Here is a 21,453-nt window from a genome sequence, read left to right as displayed (position 1 = left end):
AAAAAAAGGGGCTAGCGTCAACTTGCGCCTTCCCTAGCGCCGCCGCGGGATGTGGAGCGCCAGGTTGTCGGCGGCCAGGGCGGCCTCGGCATAAGCCTCGCTTACGGTCGGGTGCGGGTGGATGGTGGAGGCGAGCTCGCCCAGGGTGGCCTCCAGGCGCAGGGCCAGTGCCGCCTCACCGATGAGGTCGGTGGCCCGCGGGCCGAGGATCTGGACACCCAGAACCTCACCGTAACGCTCATTGGCCACGATCTTGAGGAACCCGCCCTCATCGCTCTCAATGAGGGCCTTGCCGTTGGCGGCGAGCGGGAAGCGCCCGACCTTCACCTTGTACCCGGCCTCTTTGGCCTGCTCCTCGGTAAGCCCCACGCTGGCGGCTTCCGGCTGAGTGTAGATGCAGGAAGGGACGGTCTTGTAATCGATTTTGCGCGCGGCGCCGAGCGCGTTCTCCGCCGCTACCGTCCCTTCTGCGAAGGCCACGTGCGCCAGCATGGTGCCGCCGATGGCGTCACCTGCGGCGTAGATGCCCGGTACGCTCGTCTCCAGGTACTCGTTCACCGTGATGCGGCCGCGTTCCGCCGCTACGCCGGCCGCCTCGAGGCCCAGGTCGCGCGTGGCGGGGCGGCGGCCCACGGCCGCCAGCACCTTCTTTACGCTGAAGCTCAGCGGGCCTGCGGGAGCTGCCACCTGCACCGTGACTCCCTCCGGGGCCGGAGCGCAGCTTTCCACCTTGGCGCCGGTGTGGATCTCCACGCCCAGGCGGGTGAGGTGGGCGCGGACGCCGTTCACAAGCTCTGCATCCAGGGTGGGCAGAATCTGAGGCAGCATCTCGATGATGATGCACTTGGTGCCGAGGGCCTGGTAAACCGAGGCCAGCTCCACGCCGATGACCCCACCGCCCATAATGAGGAGGCTCTCCGGTACCTCCGGCAGGGCGAGGGCGTCATCGCTCAAGATCACGTCGGGGAGGTCGAAGCCCGGTAGCGGCAGGCGCACCGGCTCGGAGCCCGCCGCTAGGATGATTCTGTCGGCGGTGATCCGCGCCTCGCCGCCGTCCGGCAGCGCTACGGCCACGGTGCGGCTGTCCGCCAGGCGCGCCGTACCGGCGATCACCCTGCAGCCGGCCTGTTTCAGCAGGAGGCCTACACCTGTCACCAGGCGCTTCACCACCGCCGCGCGCCGCGCCTGCAGGGCCGGCCAATCTACGGCAAGTCCTTCGGCCTTAAGACCGATCTCTGCACCGCCTTGGACGGCCCGGTAGAGTTCGGTGGTGTGCAGCAGGGCCTTGGTGGGGATGCAGCCGACGTTGAGGCAGGTGCCGCCCAGGGCTTGCTTTTCCACCAGCGTCACCTGCGCTCCCAGCTGGGAAGCGCGCAGGGCGGCGACATAGCCCCCCGGCCCGCCGCCGATAACAACAACCTTCGTCGCCATGAGTTCTGCCTCCTAAACCTTTATAGCATCAGCGCGGGCTCTTCCAGGTAGGTCTTCACGTGCGCCAGAAACTCCGCCGCCAGCGCCCCGTCGATGAGCCGGTGGTCAAAGGAGAGACTCAGGTTCATGAGCGGCCGGATGACGATGCCGCCGTCCGCCACCACAGGCTTCTCGGCAATGCGGTTCACGCCCAGGATGGCGCTCTCCGGCTGGTTGATGACGGGGGTGAAGGTGTCGACGCCGTACATCCCCAGGTTGGTCACGGTGAAGGTGCTGCCGCCCGCTTCATCGGGCGAGAGTCTCCCGGCGCGCGCCCGGGCGGCCAGGTCCTTTATCTCTTCGGACAGGGCAAGCAGGCTTTTCTGGTCGGCATTTTTCACCACCGGCACGATGAGCCCGTTGTCGAGCGCTACGGCGACACCCACGTGAACGGCGCTGTGGTAGATGACCTCGGTTTCCGTGAGGGAGGCGTTCACCACGGGAAAGGCGCGTAACGCCCGTGCCGCGGCCAGGACGACGATGTCGTTGAAGGAGACCTTCTTCCCCTGGGCCTTGAGGGCTTCGCGCAGCGCCCGGGCGCGGGACATGTCGACCTCCATATTGATGGTGACGTGGGGTGCCGTGCGCTTGCTCTCGGCCATGCGGCGGGCGATTACCTTGCGCATGCCCTCGAGCGGCTCGCGGCGCTCCCGCTCCTGTGCACCCTGGGCGGCGGCCCAGGCGCGGAAGACGTCTTCCTTGCCGATGCGTCCGGAGGCGGCCACCCGGCTAAGGTCTACGCCCAGCTCCTGCGCCAGGCGCTCGGCCACGGGGGTGGCCCGCACCGGTCCGGCGGCTTCCGCAGGGGCCGACGCTGATTCCTTCGCTTCGGCCTGGGCATCCAGGTGGGCGAGGACGTCTTTTTCCACAATGCGGCCGTCGGGGCGGGTGGGTTTAACTTCTCCCAGGTTGACGCCGCTCTCGCGGGCCAGCCTCTTGGCGGCGGGGGAGGCTTTCACCTCACCGGGAGCGGCTGCCGCGCCGCCGGTTTTTGCCTCTTCGGTGCCGGTTGCTTCAGCGGACGGGGGGGCTGCCGCTTCCGGCGCCGCCGGCGGGGCGTCTTGCGCTCCGGGGACCTCCGGCAGGGGCTCGTCGGCCGCGGCGATGACGGCCACCGGGGCGCTCACGGGCGCGGTGCCCCCTTCCGGGACGATGATCCGGCGCAGAATCCCCTCTTCCAGGGCCTCCACCTGGTTGGTGATCTTGTCGGTGGCGACCTCAAAAAGAAGGTCGCCCTTTTTTACGCTGTCTCCCACCTGCTTGAGCCACTTGGTGATGGTGCCTTCGGTCATGGTGAGCCCGAGCTTGGGCATGGTGACAATACTGGCCATGGTATCGGCTTCCTTTCACATGGGATAAGGCACGCCTTCAGGCGGGTCGACCCGGCAGGCCGATGAGGGCCGCCCGGCCGCCCTTCATCAAGGCTTGGAAGGCCTGGCGCAGAGCCAAGGTTACGGGGATGGTCTCAGTTTCCCAGTTGTGCAAGAATGGTGCCTCTAATGTCTTCCTACTTGAGGTAGTGAGGAAGGAACGTTATGATCTGAGGGAACGCTGTAATAACGGCAAGTACTACGAGCCCTACAGCGAAGAACGGTACAGTTTCCTTTGTTGTTTGTCCCATATTAGCGCGGGCAATGTCGTTACCAAGTAGGAGTGTGGCTCCAACCGGAGGTGTTAGGAGACCTAAGCACAAGTTGAATACCATGATTACGCCAAACTCCAGGGGCCCCATCCCGACTTTTGCTACCAACGGGACAAGGATCGGTGTGAGGATTACAACGGCAGCGTTGGCCTCCATTAAACAGCCAACAATCAAGAGAAATACGTTAACTAACAAGAGAACTCCGAACCTGGAACCGGTAATAGCGAGTATAGAATTCGTAACGGCTTCCGAAAGATGGTTAGCGACAACTAAGATGCTGGTTATTTTTGATGCAGCAAGTATCATCATGATCACCGCGCTCGAGATTGCCGCTTCTACGACGACATCCCAAAGTTTCTTCCAAGTAATCTCCTTGTATATGAATAGGCCAACAAAAATACCATAGGCTACAGCAATTACTGAGGCTTCCGTAGGAGTATATATTCCGAAAAAGATGCCTCCCAGGATTATTACTGGCATTAACAATGCCCAGAGCCCTTCCCGGATGGCTTGCAACGACGCAGACAGACTCATTCTTTCATGCTTGGGGAAACGCCTCTTGCGGGAAATCACATAGGCGGCAATTCCGAGACCGGTGCCGATCATTAGGCCAGGTACCAGCGACCCAATGAACAGGTCGTTTATTGACATCCCAAGTGCGGCTCCGTAAACGATTAAAGGAATGCTTGGAGGAATAATGGGGCCGCACACTGCACCCGAGGCAGCAACAGCGGCGGCAAAACTGCTACCGTAACCTTCTTTTTGCATTGCAGGAATGGTAATTCCTCCAATAGCCGCTACCGTTGCTACGGCCGATCCGGATATGGCCGCAAAAACCATGGAGGCAGCGACTGTTACGATGGCCAGGCTGCCGTCAACCCAACCAACAATAGCATTGCTGATGGAAAGTATCTTCTTGTTAATTCCACCGATAGTCATAATGCTTCCGGCCAGTATGAAGAAGGGGATAGCGAGGATAGGAAAGGAGTCGATTCCGGCAAATATTTTCTGGGGGATGATATTTAACGGCATGTTACCCAACATTAGTAGAGTGGCAAGGGCAGTGACCCCGAGAGCGAACGCTATGGGCATGCCTAGTATCACCAGGATGGGCATGGCCACCAACAAGAAGAAAGCGGTTATCGCCATCGTATTAACGCTCCTTTTGCTTAGACCACGACAGATTTAAAAGATACTCCGTGAAGAAAACTAACATAAGGAGAGAGCCAACCGGTATCGCCAGATAGGGATACGCCATGGGTATCCGCATCCCTCCGGACAGTTGACGGCTTGTAATTGTAAGCAGCTGTAAGCCTTGCCAGCCAATGACGGCAACAAAAACCATACATAGGATTGTTGACGAAGCAGAAAGAAGCAACTGGAGTTGCGGCGACATTTTTTCTTTTATGAAGTCAATACTCATGTGCCTATTAGAACGTATTGCCAAGGAGGAACCAAGCATTACCAACCAAACGAACGAGAATCGGGCCAGTTCTTCTGACCATACATTCGCCCTGCCGAATACATAACGAAGCACCACCTGCCATGTTACTGACGCAGTCATTATGCACAAAGCAATGCCTAGAACGGCACGCAATACGATTTCAGCCTTGTTAAGTAGTTTGGTCAAGACTTCTTTCCTCCTCGATAGTCCTCCTCGAAGAATGGGAAGAGGGAGAAGGCTCCCCCTTCCCCAAAGGAGACTACAACTGCGTGATCTTGTCAGCCCATGGCTTTAGGTGGGGGAAGTGTTGTCCTACAAAGTCGCCTAGCTTCTGAACGAATTCGTCCCTGTTCACTTCGACATAGGTAATACCTTTTGACTTGAACTTGTCAAGGTAATCTTTCTCTGTCTTCAGCACTTCTTGAGTGCGCCAACTTGCTGCTTCGTTTGCTGCTTCTTGTATTGCAGCTTGTACTTCCGGATCCAAGGACTTAAAATACTCCCTATCCATTATGAAAACGTCTGTACCATAGATATGCTTGGTACCGATGAGATAGGGACATACTTCGTAAAAGGCACTGTTCCAGTTCTCAGACAGCGGGTTTTCTTGTGCATCAACGGTTCCTTGCTGCAACGCGGTGTATATTTCGGTGAAAGCCATGGGTGTCGGGCTGGCACCTAGCTGTTCCCATGTCTTCACATATACGGCGATATTTGGCACGCGAATTTTGAGACCTTTGAGGTCATTGACTGATGCCACTTTCTTCTTGCTTGTGACATATCGCGCACCTCGGTAGGCAGGTCCCATAAGCTGGAAACCCGCATTTGACCCTACTGTCTCTAGAATTTCTTTTCCGATATCTCCGTTCCAAACTTTTGAATAATGATCAGAATCCTTGATCAAAAACGGGACAGCTTCTATATCAGCGTACTTATCGTAGGCGTCCAGGGTGCCCACACTTTCAAGCACAACTTGAACACTTTTAGCCTTTAGCCCCTCGATAGTCTCACGCCAGTCGCCCAGAGTGCCCCCAGAGAAGACTTCAACCTTAACCTTACCACCAGTCTTTTGCGAAACAAGGTCAGCAAATTTCTTACACTCAAGGTCCCGAACGTCCCCGACCGGTGACACATTGGCTAGTCGAAGGACAGTTGTCGAAGAAGCTTGTTGTGCCTGAGGGGTGGTACTTTGGCAACCCAAGAGAACCAAGGATCCAGTGAGGACTAATGACACGAAAAGTGTGAATGCCTTTCTCATCTGTCCTATGCCCTCCTCTTATTAAAATAAAGTTGAAATAAATAAGCAAACAAACAAGGCCCACTTCAGTGCATGGCATACCCCCCATCGACAGTTATGGTTGCTCCCGTGATGAAGGCGGCGTAATCAGAGGCAAGGAAACACACCAAGGCTCCTAGACCCGCGGGATCTCCGGCACGCTTGAGTGGAAAAGCACTGACAATGGCTTCCCTTTGTTCCGGAGTTAAGATTGAGGTTAGGGGCGTGATATGGAGTGAAGGAGCAATTGCGTTCACCGTAATGTTGTACTCTCCAAACTCTCGTGCCAAGGCCTTTGTTAACCCAATTACACCTGCTTTTGATGATGCATAGGCCGCCTTACCCAGTAGTCCGCCGCCCCGCAAGGCCGCTACAGATGAGAAGTTAATGATCCTTCCCCAGCACGATTTCAGCATACCTTTGGTCATTATTTTGCATGTATTGAACATGCTGTTAAGGTTAATGTCAATTAGCCGTTTCCATTCTGGCTCGCTTAGTTCTGTAATGTTTTTTTGAAATCCGGGTCCACCGCCGGCACAATTGACTAATATTTCAGGAGGGCTAAAGTGCTTTAAAATCTCTTCATATGTGGCGCTCACAGCGTCGAATGTGGTGAGATCAACCACATACCCTTCAGCTTGAGGGCAATGCAGTCTAATCTTTTGAACTGCCTCTTGGAGCATTTTCTCTTTTAAGTCTAAGAGTACAGGAATGGTACCTTCTTCTGCCAACTTTTGGGCAACTGCGAAACCTAATCCCCCTGCAGAACCTGTCACCACAGCAACTTTTCCTGCTATCCCGAGGTCCATATAGCTCAATCCTTTCTTAGCTGACTGCTCTTTGTTGACCTCCGGTCAAACTAGCAAACCGGTAATTGCTTCTGTAAAAGACTTGCTAGCAGATTTCCTTGACGGCAGCCACGATGTCTTCCACCTGGGGCAGCGTCAAAGGTTCCAGGGCGGGGCTGAAGGGAATGGGCACGAACTTGGCCCCGATGCGCTTGATCGGGCCGTCCAGGTAATCGATCATTTCTTCCGCCGCCAGCGCGGCGACTTCAGAACCGACGCCGCCGTTCTTGGTGGCCTCGTGGGCGATGATGAGGTGCTTTGTCTTCTTAACGGAAGCGAAGATGGTCTCCTTATCGAGCGGGACAATGGTGCGAAGGTCGATCACCTCGGCCTCAATACCGTCCTGGGCGAGGGCCTCGGCGGCCTTGAGGGCCTTGTGCAGGGTGATGGAGTAAGAGACGATGGTGACGTCTTTGCCCTCGCGCACCACCTTCGCCTTGCCGATGGGCGTGAGGAACTCTTCCTCCGGCACCGGCCCCTTCATGCGGAAGAGGTCCTTGTTTTCGAAGTAGAGCACCGGGTTGTCGTCGCGGATGGCGGACTTTAGGAGGCCCTTGGCATCGGCCGGGTTGGAGGGGATGACCACCTTGAGGCCCGGCACGTGTACAAACCAGGCCTCCAGGCTCTGGGAGTGCTGGGCCGCGGCGGAACGGGCGGCGCCGTCCGGAGCGCGCAGCACCAACGGCACCGTGCACTGCCCGCCGAACATGTAGCGGATCTTGGCCATCTGGTTGACCACCTCGTCCATGGCCACGGTGATAAAGTCGACAAAGTGCATGTCCACCACCGGGCGCATCCCGGCCAGGGCGGCGCCCACGCCGGCGCCGACGATGGCTGTTTCCGAAATCGGGGTGTCGCGCACCCGGTCGAAGCCGAACTTCTGCGGCAGGCCTTTGAACTGGCCGAAGATGCCCCCCTGGCGCGCGATGTCTTCACCCATCAAAAAGACCCGGCTGTCGCGCTCCATCTCCTCCGCCATGGCCTCTTGGGTGGCCTCTGAGAAGGTTATTTCCCGCATGCTGCTTCCCCGCTTTCGACATAAAGATCTTGGAACAGCTCCTCCGGTCCTGGGTAGGGGCTTTCCTTGGCAAATTGGACGGCCGCCGCGAGCTCTTCCTTCACCTGGGCTTCGATTTCCGCCAGTTCCTTCTCGCTGAGCCGGCTTGCGGTCAGAACCTGCTCGCGGAAGTTCTTCAGGGGGTCGTCGTTTTCAAAGTGCTCCTGGACCTCCTCCCGGGTCCGGTACATCTCCGGGTCGCCGACAAAGTGGCCCTTGATGCGGTAGGTCTTCGCCTCGATGAGGGTGGGACCGCCGCCGGACCGGGCCCGCTCCACCGCCGCCTGGGCGGCTTCGTACACCGAGAACACGTCGTTGCCGTTCACCACCACGCCCGGAATGCTGTAGCCGATGGCCCGGTCGGCGATGTTCTCCACGGAAGTGGTGGTGCGGTAGGGGGTGGTGGAAGCCCACTGGTTGTTTTCACAGACGAAAATCGCCGGCAGCTTCCAGGCGGCGGCCATGTTCATGGCCTCGTGGAAAGTGCCGCGGTTGGAGGCACCGTCGCCGAAGAAGCAGACGGACACGCGGTCGCTGCCGGAGAGCTTGGCCGCCAAGGCCGCACCCACCGCCAGGTTGTACCCGCCGCCCACCACGCCGTTGGCCCCGAGCATGCCGATGGAGAAGTCGGCGATGTGCATGGAGCCGCCTTTACCGTGGCAGTACCCTGTGCGCTTGCCGAAGATCTCGGCCATCATCCGCTTGAGGTCGGCTCCTTTGGCGATGGTGTGGCCGTGGCCGCGGTGGGTGCTGGTGATGTAGTCGGTGTTTTTCAGGTTGGCCATGACGCCGGTGGCGATGGCCTCCTCGCCGATGTACAGGTGGACAAAGCCAGGGATCTCGCCGGCCAGGAAGAGGTCGTTGATCTTCTCTTCGAAGGACCGGATGGTGAACATGGTACGGTAAAAGGCCTTTAAATCATCGCGTGAGAACTCCAAAACGGTAGCACCTCCTGTCAGAACTGGGCGCCCAGCTTGCGCGGGCCCCTCTTGCGCCAGCCCGGGGCGGTTCCTCCCTTTGCACGCCTCCACAAGAGCGAGGTATGCAAGGAGCGTACCAGGAGGTGGCGGTAAAAGACGAACAAGGGGAAGACAAGCAAAAGGAGCAGGTGAGCGGAATAAAAAAACGCCCGGAGGCCCGGGCGCCCCTAGACCTGACCGGCCGGCCGGTGGTCGGCGGCTGCGTTTGGGTCTATGTGCCGGCTTAATGGCGGCCAGACCGGCCGCACGTCGGTGCTCAATTTCTGCGCAGCGAGCTTCTTGCCGTGCGGACAAGGCCGCTGTCAACATTCTTCCACGCTTCTGCCCAAAACCAGGACACTGTGTAAAATTTGAGCAAAAACGGTCCGGCCCCATGCCGGTCGGTCCGCCCTGCACCTTTAACTCGCCTTTATCTGATACTTCTTGAGCTTGTTGTACAGGGTGTTGCGGCTGATCTTGAGGAGGCGGGCGGCCAGGGAAATGTTACCGTCCACGGCCTGCAGGGCACGGCGGATGGCCTGCTTCTCCAGCTCCTCGATGGCGAGCGGCTCTGCGGGTGCCGCGGGGCCGGCCTGCTGGTGCTTCAAGAGGCGCAGCACCTCGGCCGCACTGATCTCTTTGCCCCGGGCCATGTTCACCGCCCGCTCGATGACGTTTTCCAACTCGCGCACGTTGCCGGGCCAGGGGTAAGAGCGCAGGATCTGGAGGGCACCGGGGGCGAAAACGTGTACCTCGTGACCGAGCTTGCGGCTGATCTTTTCCGTGAGGCGCTCCACCAACAGCTCGAGGTCGGCTCCCCGCTGCCGCAGCGGCGGAATGAGGATGGAGATGACATTAAGCCGGTAATAGAGATCGCGGCGGAAGTTGCCTTCCTCCACCTCGCGGGCCAGGTCCTTGTTGGTGGCTGCGATCACCCGCACATCGCAGTCGATGTAATGGCTGCCGCCCAGGCGCACCACCCGGTGTTCCTGCAAAACCCGCAGCAGTTTGGCCTGCATGTCAAGGGGCATGTCACCGATCTCGTCAAGAAAGATGGTGCCACCGGAGGCCAGCTCGAACTTGCCGGGCCGGCCGCCGCGGGAGGCGCCGGTGAAGGCGCCTTCCTCGTACCCGAAGAGTTCGCTTTCAATGAGCTCGCGGGGCAGAGCGGCACAATTGAGAGCGACAAAAGGCCCCTCCCGCCGGTTGCTTTCATTATGGACGGCCTGGGCGAAGAGTTCTTTGCCGGTGCCGCTTTCGCCCTGCAGCAGGACGGTAGAGGAACTCTGCGCGGCAATTTTGGCCAGGCGCACGCACTCCGCTATTTCGCGGCTTTCACCCAGGATGTCGGCAAAGGTGAAGTTGGCCGTGGCGCCCACCATCTGGTTGACCATCTTACGCACGCGTTTTATCTCGCGGAAAGTATCCACCACTCCCGTGAGGTTGCCATTCTCGTCGCGGATGGGGACGGCCGTTTTAATGAAGTGCTTGAAGCCGCTGCCGGTTTTCACCATGAACTCCCGGTCCACGTAGCCGTGCCCGCTTTCCAGGACGGAAAGGACTACCGGCCTGAAGTCCACGATGTCGCCGACGAACTTACCCACGACTTTTTTCGGGTCCACGCCCAGGATCCGGCCGCCTGTGGCGTTTATGTAGGTGATGTGCCCGCTGCGGTCGATGGTGAGAAGGCCGTCGGACATGGATTCCACGATGGCCTCCTGATACTTGTGCTGCAGCCGGAGTTCCTCCGTCGCCTGCCGCATGGCCAGCTGGCCTTCGATGGCGCGGGCGGCGGCCACCACCATGCCCAGGGTGTGCGGGTGCACCTGCCTGAGAACCCCGGACACGTTGAGCGCTCCCCAGGCCGTACCGTCGGGACCGAGGATGGGAGCCGCCGAACAGGCCCAGGGATGGTGCGCCCGGCAGTAGTGCTCGTAGCCGGCTACCTGTAATGGTACCTTTTCCCGTAGCGCGGTGCCCACGGCCGTGTTACCCACTATGTCTTCGCGCCACACCGCCCCGGGGACGAAGTTGAGCGCGCTGGCGGACGCTTTAAGGATTGTCGGATCGCCCCGGACCTCAATCACCACGCCGTCGCGGTCCACCAGGACCACGGCGAAGCCGGACCCCTGCACGATTTCGTACAGGCTGGTGAGGAAGGGCCGCGCCACCTCAAGGAGTTCGGCGTTGGCCGCCAGGTGGGCGGCGTACTCCGGTGCCGGCAGCACCTCGGTGCAAAAACCCTGGTTGGGATCTACTCCAAGGTGACGGCAGCGCTGCCAGGCCGTGGCCACCAGGGGAGGGACCCCGGGAAGCACCGTTCCCGTTGCGGTGAAAGTTTCCCAGGCCTTCTTAAGGCTGGGGAAAGCCGGCTGTGTCTTCATACCCCGTACCCCCTGCCAAATGTCAAATATTTGACAAGAATCGTCTATCATCTGTTTATGATGCATAATTCGTCCCTGTAAGGTAAAAATCCTGCCGGGCAAAGAAAAAGACCCGCCGGCGCGGGTCGAAAGGGAATCCTATTTAGCGAACACGTGATTGCCGATCTGGGTGAGGACGGGGCGGCTGAAAATCCAGGTGGACCAGGCCCGGGACGGGTTGTAGAAGTAAAGGGCGCCGCCGGTGGGATCCCAGCCGGCTAGGGCATCCTGGGCGGCCCGGATGCTTTCGGCATCGGGTGTCTGGTAGAAGGTGCCGTTCAGTATGGGCTCAAAGGCATCGGTTTCGTAGAGGACGCCCTCCAAAGTGTTGGGGAAACGCGGGTCGCGCAGGCGATTGAGAATCACGGCGCCGACCGCTACTTTTCCTTCGTACGGTTCACCCTGTGCCTCGGCCGTGATCATCTGGGCCAGCAGTTCAACCTCCCGCATGGATGGGCGGGCGCTGCCCCGGGAAGCCAGCGCGGCCGGGGTGCCGCCGTCCGGGATGGTGAGCACATCGCCGGGGTAGATCAGGTCGGTCCAAAGGCCGTTTGCCTGCTGTAGAGCGGTCACGCTTACGCCGTAGCGCTGGCCGATGAGCCAGAGTGAGTCGCCCGGCTGTACGGTGTAGGCTGCGGCAGCGGCCGGGGCGGACACACCGAACACCAGGAGCGCTGCCAGTCCGACCATCACACTCTTTTTTTCGGTCTCCAGCGTGAGCTGTTTCCGGATGCGTTTCAGGGTCAGAGGTAACCGGGTCAAAAGCTGCTTCAGCATGTTCCTCGCTCCTTTCCTTCACTCGCTTCCGGGGTTAGTTCCAGGTTAGGACCGAAGGATGTCCCTCTCGTAAGAGATGCACCCGCCGCTGACAAGCGGTACATTCCCCCGTACCTCTCGAGGAGGATTCAGCACAGACAACTTTACCGCCCCCTGTTGAGTTGTCTAAGGCTGTAAAACCTACAGCCATGTTAGCACACCGTGTGGCGCTTGTCAGCCGCCACAGGCGGGCGCTGAAGCTGGGCAGGCCTGTCCGTGGCGTGTGAAGGGAAAGGATAGAGTCCCAATGCAGGCACAGGCCGCCGCAGGCGGAGTTAGACCGCATTGGGAATAAGCTCCTAAAAAAATCGGCCCTTTGCAGGGCCTAAATGCTCAGGATCATTTGCACTGTTTCCCCGTCGTAGCCCACCATGACCTCCCGTACCAGATCCGGTTGGACTACTTGGCTTAACTCACTTTTGGAGAGTTGGAGGAGGTCAGAAGTGGAAAGGCCTGCCAGGCGCTGCCGCTCGTGTTCTTTCACAGAAAGGGTGATTGAAATCAACCCCTTTACCGATGTAAGCTCCATACCGTATCTTCCCCCCAACCCAACCTCTATTCTAGCTTCCGCTTCGCTCACACCTTTCCTGCTGCGCCGGCGCGACCAGGCTTACCTGCAATTTGGCAATAAGCTCATCCAGCTGCATGGACAGTTCGTACGCACCCGGCGTGCGCAATTGGGATGGATTGGAGCAGACCAGGCGATAGAGTTTCTCCCGTAGCGCTTCAATCTCTTGGTCCAGTTCTTGAAGCCGGCGGGGCTCCTGCGCGACAACCTTCACCCTGCTCGCTCCTTTCCCTGCTGTCATGTTAATATTATACATTTATGGAATGAACAATCCAAGACCCAGGCGCACTAAACCTTCGGTCTCAAACATAGACTGGTCCTGGAAGATGCATACACTGCGGGCTCAGCACGCTCTGCGGCGCGCCGGCCGGCGGCAGTCCCGTTTTCGGTTTTGCGCCGGCTTGTTGGGGGCCACGGCCTCTGACCGCCGCCACGGCCTTGGCCGCGCGCCGTGATCGGCTTGCGCCTCCTTCCAGGCCCCGTTATAATAAAGAAGGCGATAGAGGGGCGCCGTTTTGCGCCTCCTTCCTTTTGCGGCCCCTCAGTTTGTCTTACTCCCGATAGGGGGAAACAGAATGGCCCTTTGGGACAATGCAGCAGAAAATAGCGAACTGCACGAGCTTTTAAGCAACGTGGCACGCGGCGTGCCGGAACAACTGGTTCACGGTGTGAGCGGCGCACAGAAGGCCTACCTGGCCGCCCTCGTCCTTGAGGAAATACGGCGGCCGGCCCTCTACATCACGAGCCACCTACAGCAGGCCGAAACCGTGGCCGAGGACCTGGCGGCGTTTCTACCCGGCAGTAAGATCCTTGTCTTTCCGCCGGCGGAGGTACTGCCTTACGAGTACTACGCCGAGAGCCCGGAACTTACGGCTCAGCGGCTGAACGTTTTGGGGGCGCTGGTGCGGGGCGAGGCCGGCGCCGTTGTGGCGCCGCTTGCGGCCCTGACCCGGCGTCTTTTGCCCCCGGCGGTCTTTGCGCGGCAGGGTTTCTGGCTGCGCCCCGGAGACGAGGTGGATCGGGAAAAGCTGCTGGAGCACCTGGTGGAGCTGGGCTACACGCGGGTGGAACGGGTGGAAAACCGCGCGGAGTTTGCGGCGCGCGGCGACATCCTCGACGTTTTCCCGCTGCCCGCGGTCCGGCCGCTTAGGGTGGAGCTTTTTGATACCGAAATAGACTCCCTGCGGGAGTTCGACCCGGAAAGCCAGCGCTCCCTGGCCAAACTCACAGGTGCCTGGGTCGGGCCTGCGCGGGAGGTGTGCCTGCTGCCGGCCGAGCGCGAGCATGCGCTCGCCGCCTTTGCCGCCTCGGCAGGGCGCTACCAAGACGGCCTGCGCGCACGGGGCCTCAGCGCTCAGGCGGAGCGGGTGCGCCAGCGCGCGGCCGCTTTCCTGGAACGAGCGAGGGAGGGCCTGCCCGAGGCGGCGGCGCGGCTCCTCCCCTTCGCCTATGAGGAAGAGACCTATCTTATGGACTACTTTTCCCCGCGCACCTTGGTTTTCCTGGACGAGCCCCTCGAGCTGGTGGAAGAGGGCCGCAGCTTTGCCCAGGGTCTGGCCGGGATGCAAAAGCACCTCCTGGAGGAGGGAAACCTGCTCCCGGAAGAGGCACAGCTTTACGCCGGCCCTGACATCCTCCTTGCGCGCCTCGGGCGCCTGCAGCGCGTGGGTCTCAGCCTTTTCCTGCGCCGGGCCCCGTACAGCAATCCCCAGGCCTTCATCTCCATCGCGGCGCGGGGCCTGACGCCCTACCACCAGAATGAAGGGCGGCTGGCGGAAGATCTCAGGCGCTGGCACCACGACGGCTATGCCGTCACGCTCCGGGCCAGCAACGAGAACCGGGCCGGCCGTCTGAAGACCTGGCTCAAGGACAACGTGCCGGGCATACGGGCCGCCGTGGCGGTGGGCCCGATTTCGGCCGGCTTTGAACTCCCCACCTTGAAGGTGGTGGAGATAAGCGACGCCGAGATCTTCGGCCAGGCTCGCCGGCGGGAACGGCGGGCGCCGCTGGAAGAGGCGGCCGTCCCCAGCTTCACGGACCTTAAGGTGGGGGACCTGGTGGTGCACGTGGTACACGGCATCGGTCGCTACCAGGGCGTGAAGACGCTGGAGAGCGCCGGCAGCACCCGCGACTACCTGGTGCTCGAGTACGCAGGCCACGATCTGCTGTATGTCCCCACCGACCAGGTGCACCTTTTGCAGAAGTACATCGGCCCCGAGGGCGAGAGCCCCCGCTTGAGCAAGCTGGGCGGGAACGAGTGGCAACGGGCCAAGAGCCGGGCCAAACGCTCGGTGGAGGAGATGGCCCAGGAGCTGCTTGCCCTTTATGCCCGCCGCAAAGCGGCCCCCGGCTATGCCTTCGGCCCCGATACCGTGTGGCAAAAAGAGTTTGAAGATGCCTTCCCCTACGAGGAGACCCCGGACCAGCTCAAGGCCATCGAGGAAGTGAAGCGGGACATGGAGAGCCCGCATCCCATGGACCGCCTGCTCTGCGGCGACGTGGGCTACGGCAAGACCGAGGTGGCCATCCGCGCTGCCTTTAAGGCGGTGATGGACGGCAAACAGGTGGCCGTGCTGGTCCCCACCACCATCCTGGCGCAACAGCACTACAACACCTTCCGGCAACGCCTGGCCCGCTATCCGGTGCAGATTGAGATGCTGTCCCGCTTCCGCAGCGCGCTGGAACAGCGTGAAATCATCAAGCGCCTCAAGCGTGGGGCCATCGACATCATCATCGGGACGCACCGGCTGGTCTCGAAAGACGTGCGCTTCGCCGATCTGGGCCTGGTGATCATCGACGAGGAGCAGCGTTTCGGTGTGCGTCAGAAAGAGCGCCTCAAAGAGCTTAAGGCGACGGTGGACGTGCTCACCCTTACCGCTACGCCCATCCCGCGCACGCTGCACCTTTCCATGGTGGGCCTCCGGGATATGAGCCTTATCCAGACCCCGCCGGAGGACCGTTACCCGGTACAGACCTACGTGGTGGAATACAGCGACGCGCTGGTGCGCGACGCCATCGCCCGGGAAATCGGCCGCGGCGGCCAGGTCTTCTACCTTTACAACCGGGTGGAGGGCATCGAGGCGGAAGCGCGCCGGGTACAGGAACTGGTTCCCCAGGCCCGGGTGGCCGTGGCCCACGGCCAGCTATCGGAAACCCGCCTGGCCCGGGTGGTGCTGGGCTTTTTGGAGCGCGAGTACGATGTTCTGGTTTGCACCAGCATCATTGAAAACGGCCTTGACATGCCCAATGTGAACACCCTGGTCGTACGCGACGCGGACCGGCTGGGACTGGCGCAGCTTTATCAGCTGCGCGGCCGGGTAGGGCGCTCCAACCGTGTGGCCTACGCCTACTTTACCTACGAGCCCCAGAAGCTCCTTTCACCCATCGCGCAAAAACGCCTGCAGGCGCTGCGCGAGTTTACCGAACTCGGCTCCGGCTTCAAGCTGGCGGTGCGGGACCTGGAGATCCGCGGCGCGGGCAATATCCTCGGCGCCGAGCAGCATGGTCACATTGCCGCCATCGGCTTCGAAATGTATTGTAGCCTCCTGGAGGAGGCAGTGCGGGAGCTGAAAGGAGAAAAACGGCCGGTCGAAGTGGAGCCGCAGGTGGACCTGAAGGTAACCGCCTATCTGCCTGAGAGTTACGTTGCTTCGGCCCGCGATAAGATGGAGCTTTACAAGGCCATTGCCGCCTGCCGCAGCGAAGGCGATGTCGAGGAAGTGGCCGCCGACCTGATCGACCGCTTCGGCGACCCGCCGCCGGAGGTAGCGACGCTCCTTGAGGTCGCGCGCCTTAAGGTGCTGGCCCGGGGGGCCCAAGTGGCGGGGCTCACCCAGCGCGGGGACAAGGTGGTGCTGACGCTTTCCCCGGGTGCTTACCTGACGCCGGAGGAGGTAATTTCTCTCAGCCGCGCGACGCGCCGGCGCTTGGTGCCCCTGCCGGGACACGAGCGGGAACTGCTCTTGCGGACCGAGGGCCTCCAACCGGCAGAGGTGCCGGCCGCCGTCCGGCAGGCCCTGCTGCGGCTCCGGGAGCTTGTCGCCGCGCGCCAGGTCGAGTACAATGGGACCAACGACTGACACCCGACCCAACTGAAGGAGGAGAAAGCATTGAAGGTAAGGCGGCTCCTGGCGCTGGCGGCGGCGCTTCTTGTGCTTGCCGGCTGCAGCGGCAACCGGGTGGTGGGCACGGTCGGTGAACGCCAGATTCTGGCGACGGATGTGGACAAGCGTGTGGCTTTAGTGAAGTTGTTTTCACCCGAGCTTGACGTAAGCCAGGTTTCCCGCGCCGGCGTGGTGGACCAACTCCTGGACGAAAACGTGCTCCTTGCGGAAGTGGAGAAACAGGGTATCGCGGTGAGCACGGACAAGGTGCAGCAGGCTTGGCAAGAGGTTGAGGCTGGGCTTGTCAAGCAGTTTGGCGATAAGGCAAAACTGGATGCGGCCTTAAAGGAAGCCAAGCTTTCCGTGGACGACATTAAACGCGTGGTGGAGAACAACCTCAAGCTGGAGGAACTCTACCAGAAGGTGACCGCCGGCATCAAGGTGACGCCGGCGGAGGTGGAAAAGTACTACCGGGAACACCAGGCGGACTTTAAGGTGCCTGAACAGGTGAAGGCGAGCCACATCCTGGTGGCGGATGAGAAGTTTGCCCAGGAGCTGCGCGCCCGGCTACTCAAGGGTGAGGACTTCGCCAAACTGGCCAAGGAGTACTCCACAGACCCTGGTTCACGGGAAGCGGGCGGCGAGCTGGGTTACTTCCCGGCCGGCCAGATGGTGCCCGAATTCGACAAGGCGGCCTTTAGCACGCCGGTCGGCGAGCTTAGCCCGGTGATTAAGTCGAGTTTTGGCTATCACATCATCAAGGTGGAAGACAAAAAACCTGCCCGCACCTTGGCCTTGGCCGAGGTGGAGCAGTACCTCAGCGCCCAGCTTTCCGCGCAGAAGAGAGACGAGAAATTCCAGGCCTTCCTGAGCGATTTAAAAGGCAGGCTGAAGCCAGAAAACAAGTTGACGGAGGAGACAACGCCCCAGAAATAGCCGCTCCTCGCCGCCGGCCACCCCGCATGGCAAAAATGAATAAAAGTGTCAAAATCACTATATACTATCTGTGTAGAGATCCGGATGAGCGCGGGTAAAGGAGGGGTGGAAATGAAGGCGACGGGCATCGTTCGACGTATCGATGATTTAGGACGCGTAGTGATCCCGAAAGAGATTCGCAGAACTTTACGCATTCGGGAGGGAGACCCTCTAGAGATATTTGTGGACCGGGAAGGGGAGGTCATCCTTAAGAAGTACTCCCCCATCGGGGAACTGAGCGACTTCGCTCAGGAGTACGCTGATTCCCTCGCAGAGTCCGTAGGACACATCGCATGCATCGCAGACAGGGACACCATCATCGCCGTGGCCGGAGCCCCCAAGAAGGAGTTCCTCAACCGGCAGATCAGCCCCGCCGTGGAGAAGGTTATGGAGGAACGCCGCACCGTCCTTATCAACAATCCCAAAGAGAACAAGTACTGCAAGGACTGCGTGACGGAAGACGACGACTGCCGTTTCAGCGCCGAAGTCATATCTCCCATCATTGCCGAAGGCGATCCCATTGGCGCTGTGATTCTCTGCTCGAAAAACCCGGAGGTCAAGATGGGCGACCTGGAACTGAAGCTGGCAGAGACGGCGGCCGGCTTTCTGGCCAAGCAAATGGAACAATGACGGGATGGACGAGGGACGGAACGCACTGGGGCCGGGTTGAAACCCGGCCCCGTTCTGGTATAATGAGGGAGTGATCCGGAAAGGGGTGAGGGGATGAAAAAGGTGCGGTCGCAATCCTTCCTGGGCGGGGCGGCCATCCTGGCTGCCGCCGGTATCGTGAGCAAGGTATTCGGCGCCGTCTACCGGATTCCCCTGGCCCGCCTGATCGGCCCCGAAGGCATGGGCCTTTACGGCATGGCGTACCCGCTTTACACCATGATCCTGGCGCTCTCCACCGCCGGGATCCCGGTGGCCATTTCCAAACTTGTGGCGGAAAAGCTGGCCTGCGGCCGGCCGGACGAAGCCAGGCAGGTGTTTGCGGTGTCGCTCAGGGCGCTTTTTGTTTCCGGACTCGGCTTCAGCCTGCTCCTCTTTGCACTGGCCGGGCTGCTGGTTCGCCTGGGCCTGCTGCGCGACGCGCGCGCCTACTGGCCGCTGGTGGCCATTGCGCCGGCCATTTTCTTGGTGGCTGTTATCTCGGCGCTGCGCGGCTACTTTCAGGGGCAGCAGGACATGGTGCCTACAGCGGTCTCCCAAGTGCTGGAGCAACTCCTGCGGGCGGGCACGGCGCTCGCCCTTGGGTACCTGCTCCTGAGGCGCGGTATCGAGTTTGCGGCGGCCGGAGCGGCGTTCGGCGCGGTTACCGGGGGGCTGGGCGCCCTGGCGGTACTGGCCTGGTACATAAGAAGGGAACCGCCGCTTAAGGCCGCCCGGGTGGCGCCGGCAGAACGCCGGGCCGTTTTGCGCACAGTCTTCGCTTTGGCGGTGCCGGTTTCCCTGGCCAGCCTGGTGATGCCCATCATCCAGAACCTGGATGTTATTATTGTGCCGCGCCGGCTGGAGGCGGCGGGGTATACTATCCGGGAGGCGACGGCCCTCTTTGGGCAGCTTTCGCAAATGGCGGCCACCTTGATCAACCTTCCCACCATCATCACCGTGGCCCTGGGGGTGAGCCTGGTGCCGGCCATCTCTGCCGCCGCGGCGAGCGGCGACAGGCTGGGACTCCGGGCGCGCATGCAGACGGCGCTGCGCCTGACGGTCCTTATTGAGCTGCCGGCCTTCGTCGGCCTTTTGGTGCTCGCCGGCCCGATTATGGACCTTTTGTACGATCTCCCGGCTGCCGGAGTCGCCCTGGCCCCGCTTTCCGCCAGCTGCCTCTTCCTCGGCCTGCACCAGACAACCTCCGGCATCCTCCAGGGCCTGGGCCGTACCGACATCCCGGTGCGCAGCCTGGCGGCTGGGGCGGCGGTTAAGGTGGTCGTGACGTATTTTTTTACCGCGCTGCCGGCCCTGGGTATCCGCGGTGCGGCTTTCGGCACGGTGGCGACCTTTATCGTCGCCATGCTGCTCAACTCCCTGGCCATTCAGCGCTTGGTGGGCTTTCCCTGGGATGCGCGGGAACTGGTGCTCAAGCCGGGTGCGGCCGCCGCCTTCATGTCGGCCTGCGTGCTGGCGGGTTACCACCTGAGCTTGCCGTATCTCGGGACAAGTCTGGCCACGCTCCTGGGCATCGCCTTGGGCGTACTCAGTTACGGGGCGGCTCTTGTCCTGGTCCGGGCGGTGCGCGCGGAGGATCTGGAGCTGCTGCCGGCTCCGGGCCGAACTTTGGCCAGGCGTCTTGGGTTTTCGTCCCGGCAAGGAGGTAGTTGATTGAGATGCCAAAGATCACTGTGGTCGGGCTGGGCCCGGCCGGGCTGGACCTGGTGCCGCCCCGCGCGCGGGAGGCCCTAGGCGCGGGCCGGGTTTATCTGAGGACGGCACGCCATCCGGCGGCGGAGGAACTGCTGGCGGGCGGGGATGGGAACATCAAAAGCTTCGATGATCTCTACGAGCAGGCTGCAGACTTTGAGGAGCTGTACGCCCGCATCGTGAGCGAACTGCTTGCGGCGGCCGCGGCGGCGGACATTGTCTACGCCGTGCCCGGGCACCCCCTGGTGGCGGAGGAGACGGTGCGCCGGCTGCGGGATGAAGCCCCCGGTCGGGGAATACAGGTGGAGATCCTCCCGGCCGTAAGCTGCCTGGACACCATTTTCCTGGCCCTGGGGCTGGACCCGGTGGAGGGCCTCCAGGTGCGCGATGCGCTCACCCTGAGGAAGGTACCCCTGGACACGGCGCAGCCGGCGCTCCTTCTCCAGGTTTACAGCCGGCTGGTCGCCGGCGATGTCAAACTGAGCCTGCTGGAGCTTTACCCGCCCGAGCATCCGGTGAGACTGGTGCGCGCGGCCGGGCTGCCCGGCCGAGAGGCGGTAACCGAACTTCCCCTGTACGAGCTCGACCGCCGGGAGCTTGACCACCTGAGCAGCCTTTATGTTCCCCCCCTTTCCCGCCGGGCTGTGCCCGCCCGGTATCCCCTAGACCCGCTGGTCAACGTCATGGCGGCCCTGCGCGGTCCCGGCGGCTGTCCCTGGGACAAGGAGCAGACCCATAAGCTGCTGCGGCGCTACCTCATTGAAGAGTGCTACGAGGTGATCGAGGCCATTGATGAGAATGACATGCATAAACTACAGGAGGAGTTGGGAGACTTACTCTTACAGGTGGTGTTCCACGCCCGCCTGGCTGAGGAGGCCGGCCGCTTCGATATCAACGCCGTCGTGAGCGGTATTGTCGAGAAAATGATCCGCCGCCACCCCCACGTGTTCGGCGAAGTGAAGGTGGGAACGAGCGCCGAGGTCCTGGTGAACTGGCAGCAGATCAAGCGCCGGGAGAAAGAAACGGCGGGGGAGGAACCGACGGCGCTAGGCGGCGTGCCGCGTGCTTTGCCGGCGCTGCTTAGGGCGTACAAGATCCAGGAACGGGCGGCCCGGGTGGGTTTCGACTGGCCGGATGCGGGCGGCGCCTGGGAGAAGGTGGGTGAGGAGGCGCGTGAGCTGAAGGCGGCGGCGGCCGGCGGCGATACAGCGGCCGTGGCGGAGGAGCTGGGGGATCTTTTGTTTGCAGTGGTAAATGTCGCCCGCTTCCTCAAGGTGGAGCCGGAGCTGGCCCTGGCGGCGACGACACGCAAGTTCGAGGAGCGCTTCGCCTTCATCGAACAAACGGCGGCGGCCACGGGTCGTTCGGTGGAGGAGTTGTCGCTGGCGGAGATGGACGACCTGTGGGAGCAGGCCAAGGCCATGGAAAAACTTTCTTAACGGGCGCGAAGTAAGAAGGATATTGGCTTTTCTTGGAGAATAGAAGAACAAGGTGACAGGCACGAATGAGGAGGG

General features: G+C 61.2%; 18 protein-coding genes and 1 riboswitch. Of the genes, 6 read left to right on the top strand and 12 right to left on the bottom strand.

All coding sequences use genetic code 11. The features are described 5' to 3' along the window. Positions 1–33: 33 nt before the first annotated feature. The 8 genes from lpdA to K5554_RS01395 all read right to left on the bottom strand — a co-directional run bounded on the left by lpdA (position 34) and on the right by K5554_RS01395 (position 8,675). Positions 34–1,431, bottom strand: a complete 1,398-nt coding sequence (lpdA, locus tag K5554_RS01430; protein WP_221039400.1) for a dihydrolipoyl dehydrogenase — start codon at positions 1,429–1,431, stop codon at positions 34–36. A 20-nt stretch (positions 1,432–1,451) separates the two neighbouring features. Continuing rightward, complete coding sequence (locus tag K5554_RS01425; RefSeq protein ID WP_221039399.1) at positions 1,452–2,801, bottom strand: 2-oxo acid dehydrogenase subunit E2; 1,350 nt, start codon at positions 2,799–2,801, stop codon at positions 1,452–1,454. A gap of 176 nt (positions 2,802–2,977) precedes the next feature. Then, on the bottom strand, positions 2,978–4,261 hold the full coding sequence (locus K5554_RS01420; protein WP_221039398.1) for a TRAP transporter large permease: 1,284 nt from the start codon (positions 4,259–4,261) through the stop codon (positions 2,978–2,980). A gap of 4 nt (positions 4,262–4,265) precedes the next feature. Beyond that, entirely contained in the window at positions 4,266–4,742 is a 477-nt protein-coding gene (locus K5554_RS01415) for a TRAP transporter small permease (RefSeq protein ID WP_221039397.1), read from the bottom strand. Positions 4,743–4,815: 73 nt separating this feature from the next. Continuing rightward, the gene (locus K5554_RS01410; protein ID WP_221039396.1) at positions 4,816–5,814 is read right to left on the bottom strand and encodes a TRAP transporter substrate-binding protein; all 999 of its coding nucleotides are present in this window, start codon (positions 5,812–5,814) and stop codon (positions 4,816–4,818) included. Positions 5,815–5,879: 65 nt separating this feature from the next. After that, positions 5,880–6,641 (bottom strand): SDR family NAD(P)-dependent oxidoreductase, encoded by a 762-nt coding sequence (locus tag K5554_RS01405; RefSeq protein WP_221039395.1) that lies wholly within the window; start codon positions 6,639–6,641, stop codon positions 5,880–5,882. 85 nt (positions 6,642–6,726) lie between these two features. After that, positions 6,727–7,698 carry an alpha-ketoacid dehydrogenase subunit beta gene (locus tag K5554_RS01400; protein WP_221039394.1) on the bottom strand — a complete coding sequence of 324 codons (972 nt, stop codon included), beginning with the start codon at positions 7,696–7,698 and terminating at the stop codon, positions 6,727–6,729. Beyond that, positions 7,686–8,675: a thiamine pyrophosphate-dependent dehydrogenase E1 component subunit alpha gene (locus tag K5554_RS01395; protein WP_305038866.1), complete on the bottom strand. Its 990-nt coding sequence runs from the start codon at positions 8,673–8,675 to the stop codon at positions 7,686–7,688. The genes K5554_RS01400 and K5554_RS01395 overlap by 13 nt, the downstream gene beginning before the upstream one ends. Positions 8,676–8,779: 104 nt before the next feature. On the opposite strand from K5554_RS01395, the gene K5554_RS01390 reads away from it, so the two are divergent. Beyond that, the gene (locus K5554_RS01390; RefSeq protein ID WP_221039393.1) at positions 8,780–8,944 is read left to right on the top strand and encodes a hypothetical protein; all 165 of its coding nucleotides are present in this window, start codon (positions 8,780–8,782) and stop codon (positions 8,942–8,944) included. 171 nt (positions 8,945–9,115) lie between these two features. Here K5554_RS01390 and K5554_RS01385 read toward each other — a convergent pair whose 3' ends face one another. The 4 genes from K5554_RS01385 to K5554_RS01370 form a co-directional block, all read right to left on the bottom strand. Continuing rightward, entirely contained in the window at positions 9,116–11,080 is a 1,965-nt protein-coding gene (locus K5554_RS01385) for a sigma-54-dependent Fis family transcriptional regulator (protein WP_221039392.1), read from the bottom strand. A 138-nt stretch (positions 11,081–11,218) separates the two neighbouring features. After that, positions 11,219–11,896 (bottom strand): cell wall hydrolase, encoded by a 678-nt coding sequence (locus K5554_RS01380; protein ID WP_221039391.1) that lies wholly within the window; start codon positions 11,894–11,896, stop codon positions 11,219–11,221. A gap of 7 nt (positions 11,897–11,903) precedes the next feature. Continuing rightward, positions 11,904–12,040: riboswitch (cyclic di-AMP (ydaO/yuaA leader) on the bottom strand. Between the two features lie 220 nt (positions 12,041–12,260). Then, positions 12,261–12,464, bottom strand: a complete 204-nt coding sequence (locus K5554_RS01375; RefSeq protein ID WP_221039390.1) for a hypothetical protein — start codon at positions 12,462–12,464, stop codon at positions 12,261–12,263. 31 nt (positions 12,465–12,495) lie between these two features. After that, positions 12,496–12,717 (bottom strand): aspartyl-phosphate phosphatase Spo0E family protein, encoded by a 222-nt coding sequence (locus K5554_RS01370; RefSeq protein ID WP_221039389.1) that lies wholly within the window; start codon positions 12,715–12,717, stop codon positions 12,496–12,498. A 361-nt stretch (positions 12,718–13,078) separates the two neighbouring features. Here K5554_RS01370 and mfd point away from each other — a divergent pair, with 361 nt between their 5' ends. The 5 genes from mfd to mazG all read left to right on the top strand — a co-directional run bounded on the left by mfd (position 13,079) and on the right by mazG (position 21,378). Beyond that, positions 13,079–16,582 carry a transcription-repair coupling factor gene (gene mfd / locus K5554_RS01365; protein ID WP_221039388.1) on the top strand — a complete coding sequence of 1,168 codons (3,504 nt, stop codon included), beginning with the start codon at positions 13,079–13,081 and terminating at the stop codon, positions 16,580–16,582. A gap of 30 nt (positions 16,583–16,612) precedes the next feature. Further along, entirely contained in the window at positions 16,613–17,542 is a 930-nt protein-coding gene (locus K5554_RS01360; protein ID WP_221039387.1) for a peptidylprolyl isomerase, read from the top strand. Positions 17,543–17,653: 111 nt separating this feature from the next. After that, a complete protein-coding gene (gene spoVT / locus K5554_RS01355; RefSeq protein WP_305038865.1) occupies positions 17,654–18,211 on the top strand; it encodes a stage V sporulation protein T in 558 nt (185 codons plus the stop codon). 93 nt (positions 18,212–18,304) lie between these two features. Then, the gene (locus tag K5554_RS01350; RefSeq protein WP_221039385.1) at positions 18,305–19,900 is read left to right on the top strand and encodes a polysaccharide biosynthesis protein; all 1,596 of its coding nucleotides are present in this window, start codon (positions 18,305–18,307) and stop codon (positions 19,898–19,900) included. A gap of 5 nt (positions 19,901–19,905) precedes the next feature. Then, positions 19,906–21,378, top strand: a complete 1,473-nt coding sequence (gene mazG, locus K5554_RS01345) for a nucleoside triphosphate pyrophosphohydrolase (RefSeq protein ID WP_221039384.1) — start codon at positions 19,906–19,908, stop codon at positions 21,376–21,378. Positions 21,379–21,453: the final 75 nt, after the last annotated feature.

The sequence above is a fragment of the Gelria sp. Kuro-4 genome (genome assembly GCF_019668485.1).
Lineage (GTDB): Bacteria > Bacillota > DTU030 > DUMP01 > DUMP01 > DUMP01.
The sequence above is the reverse complement of the archived record's forward strand: the minus strand, read 5'-3'. Positions and strand labels throughout refer to the sequence as shown.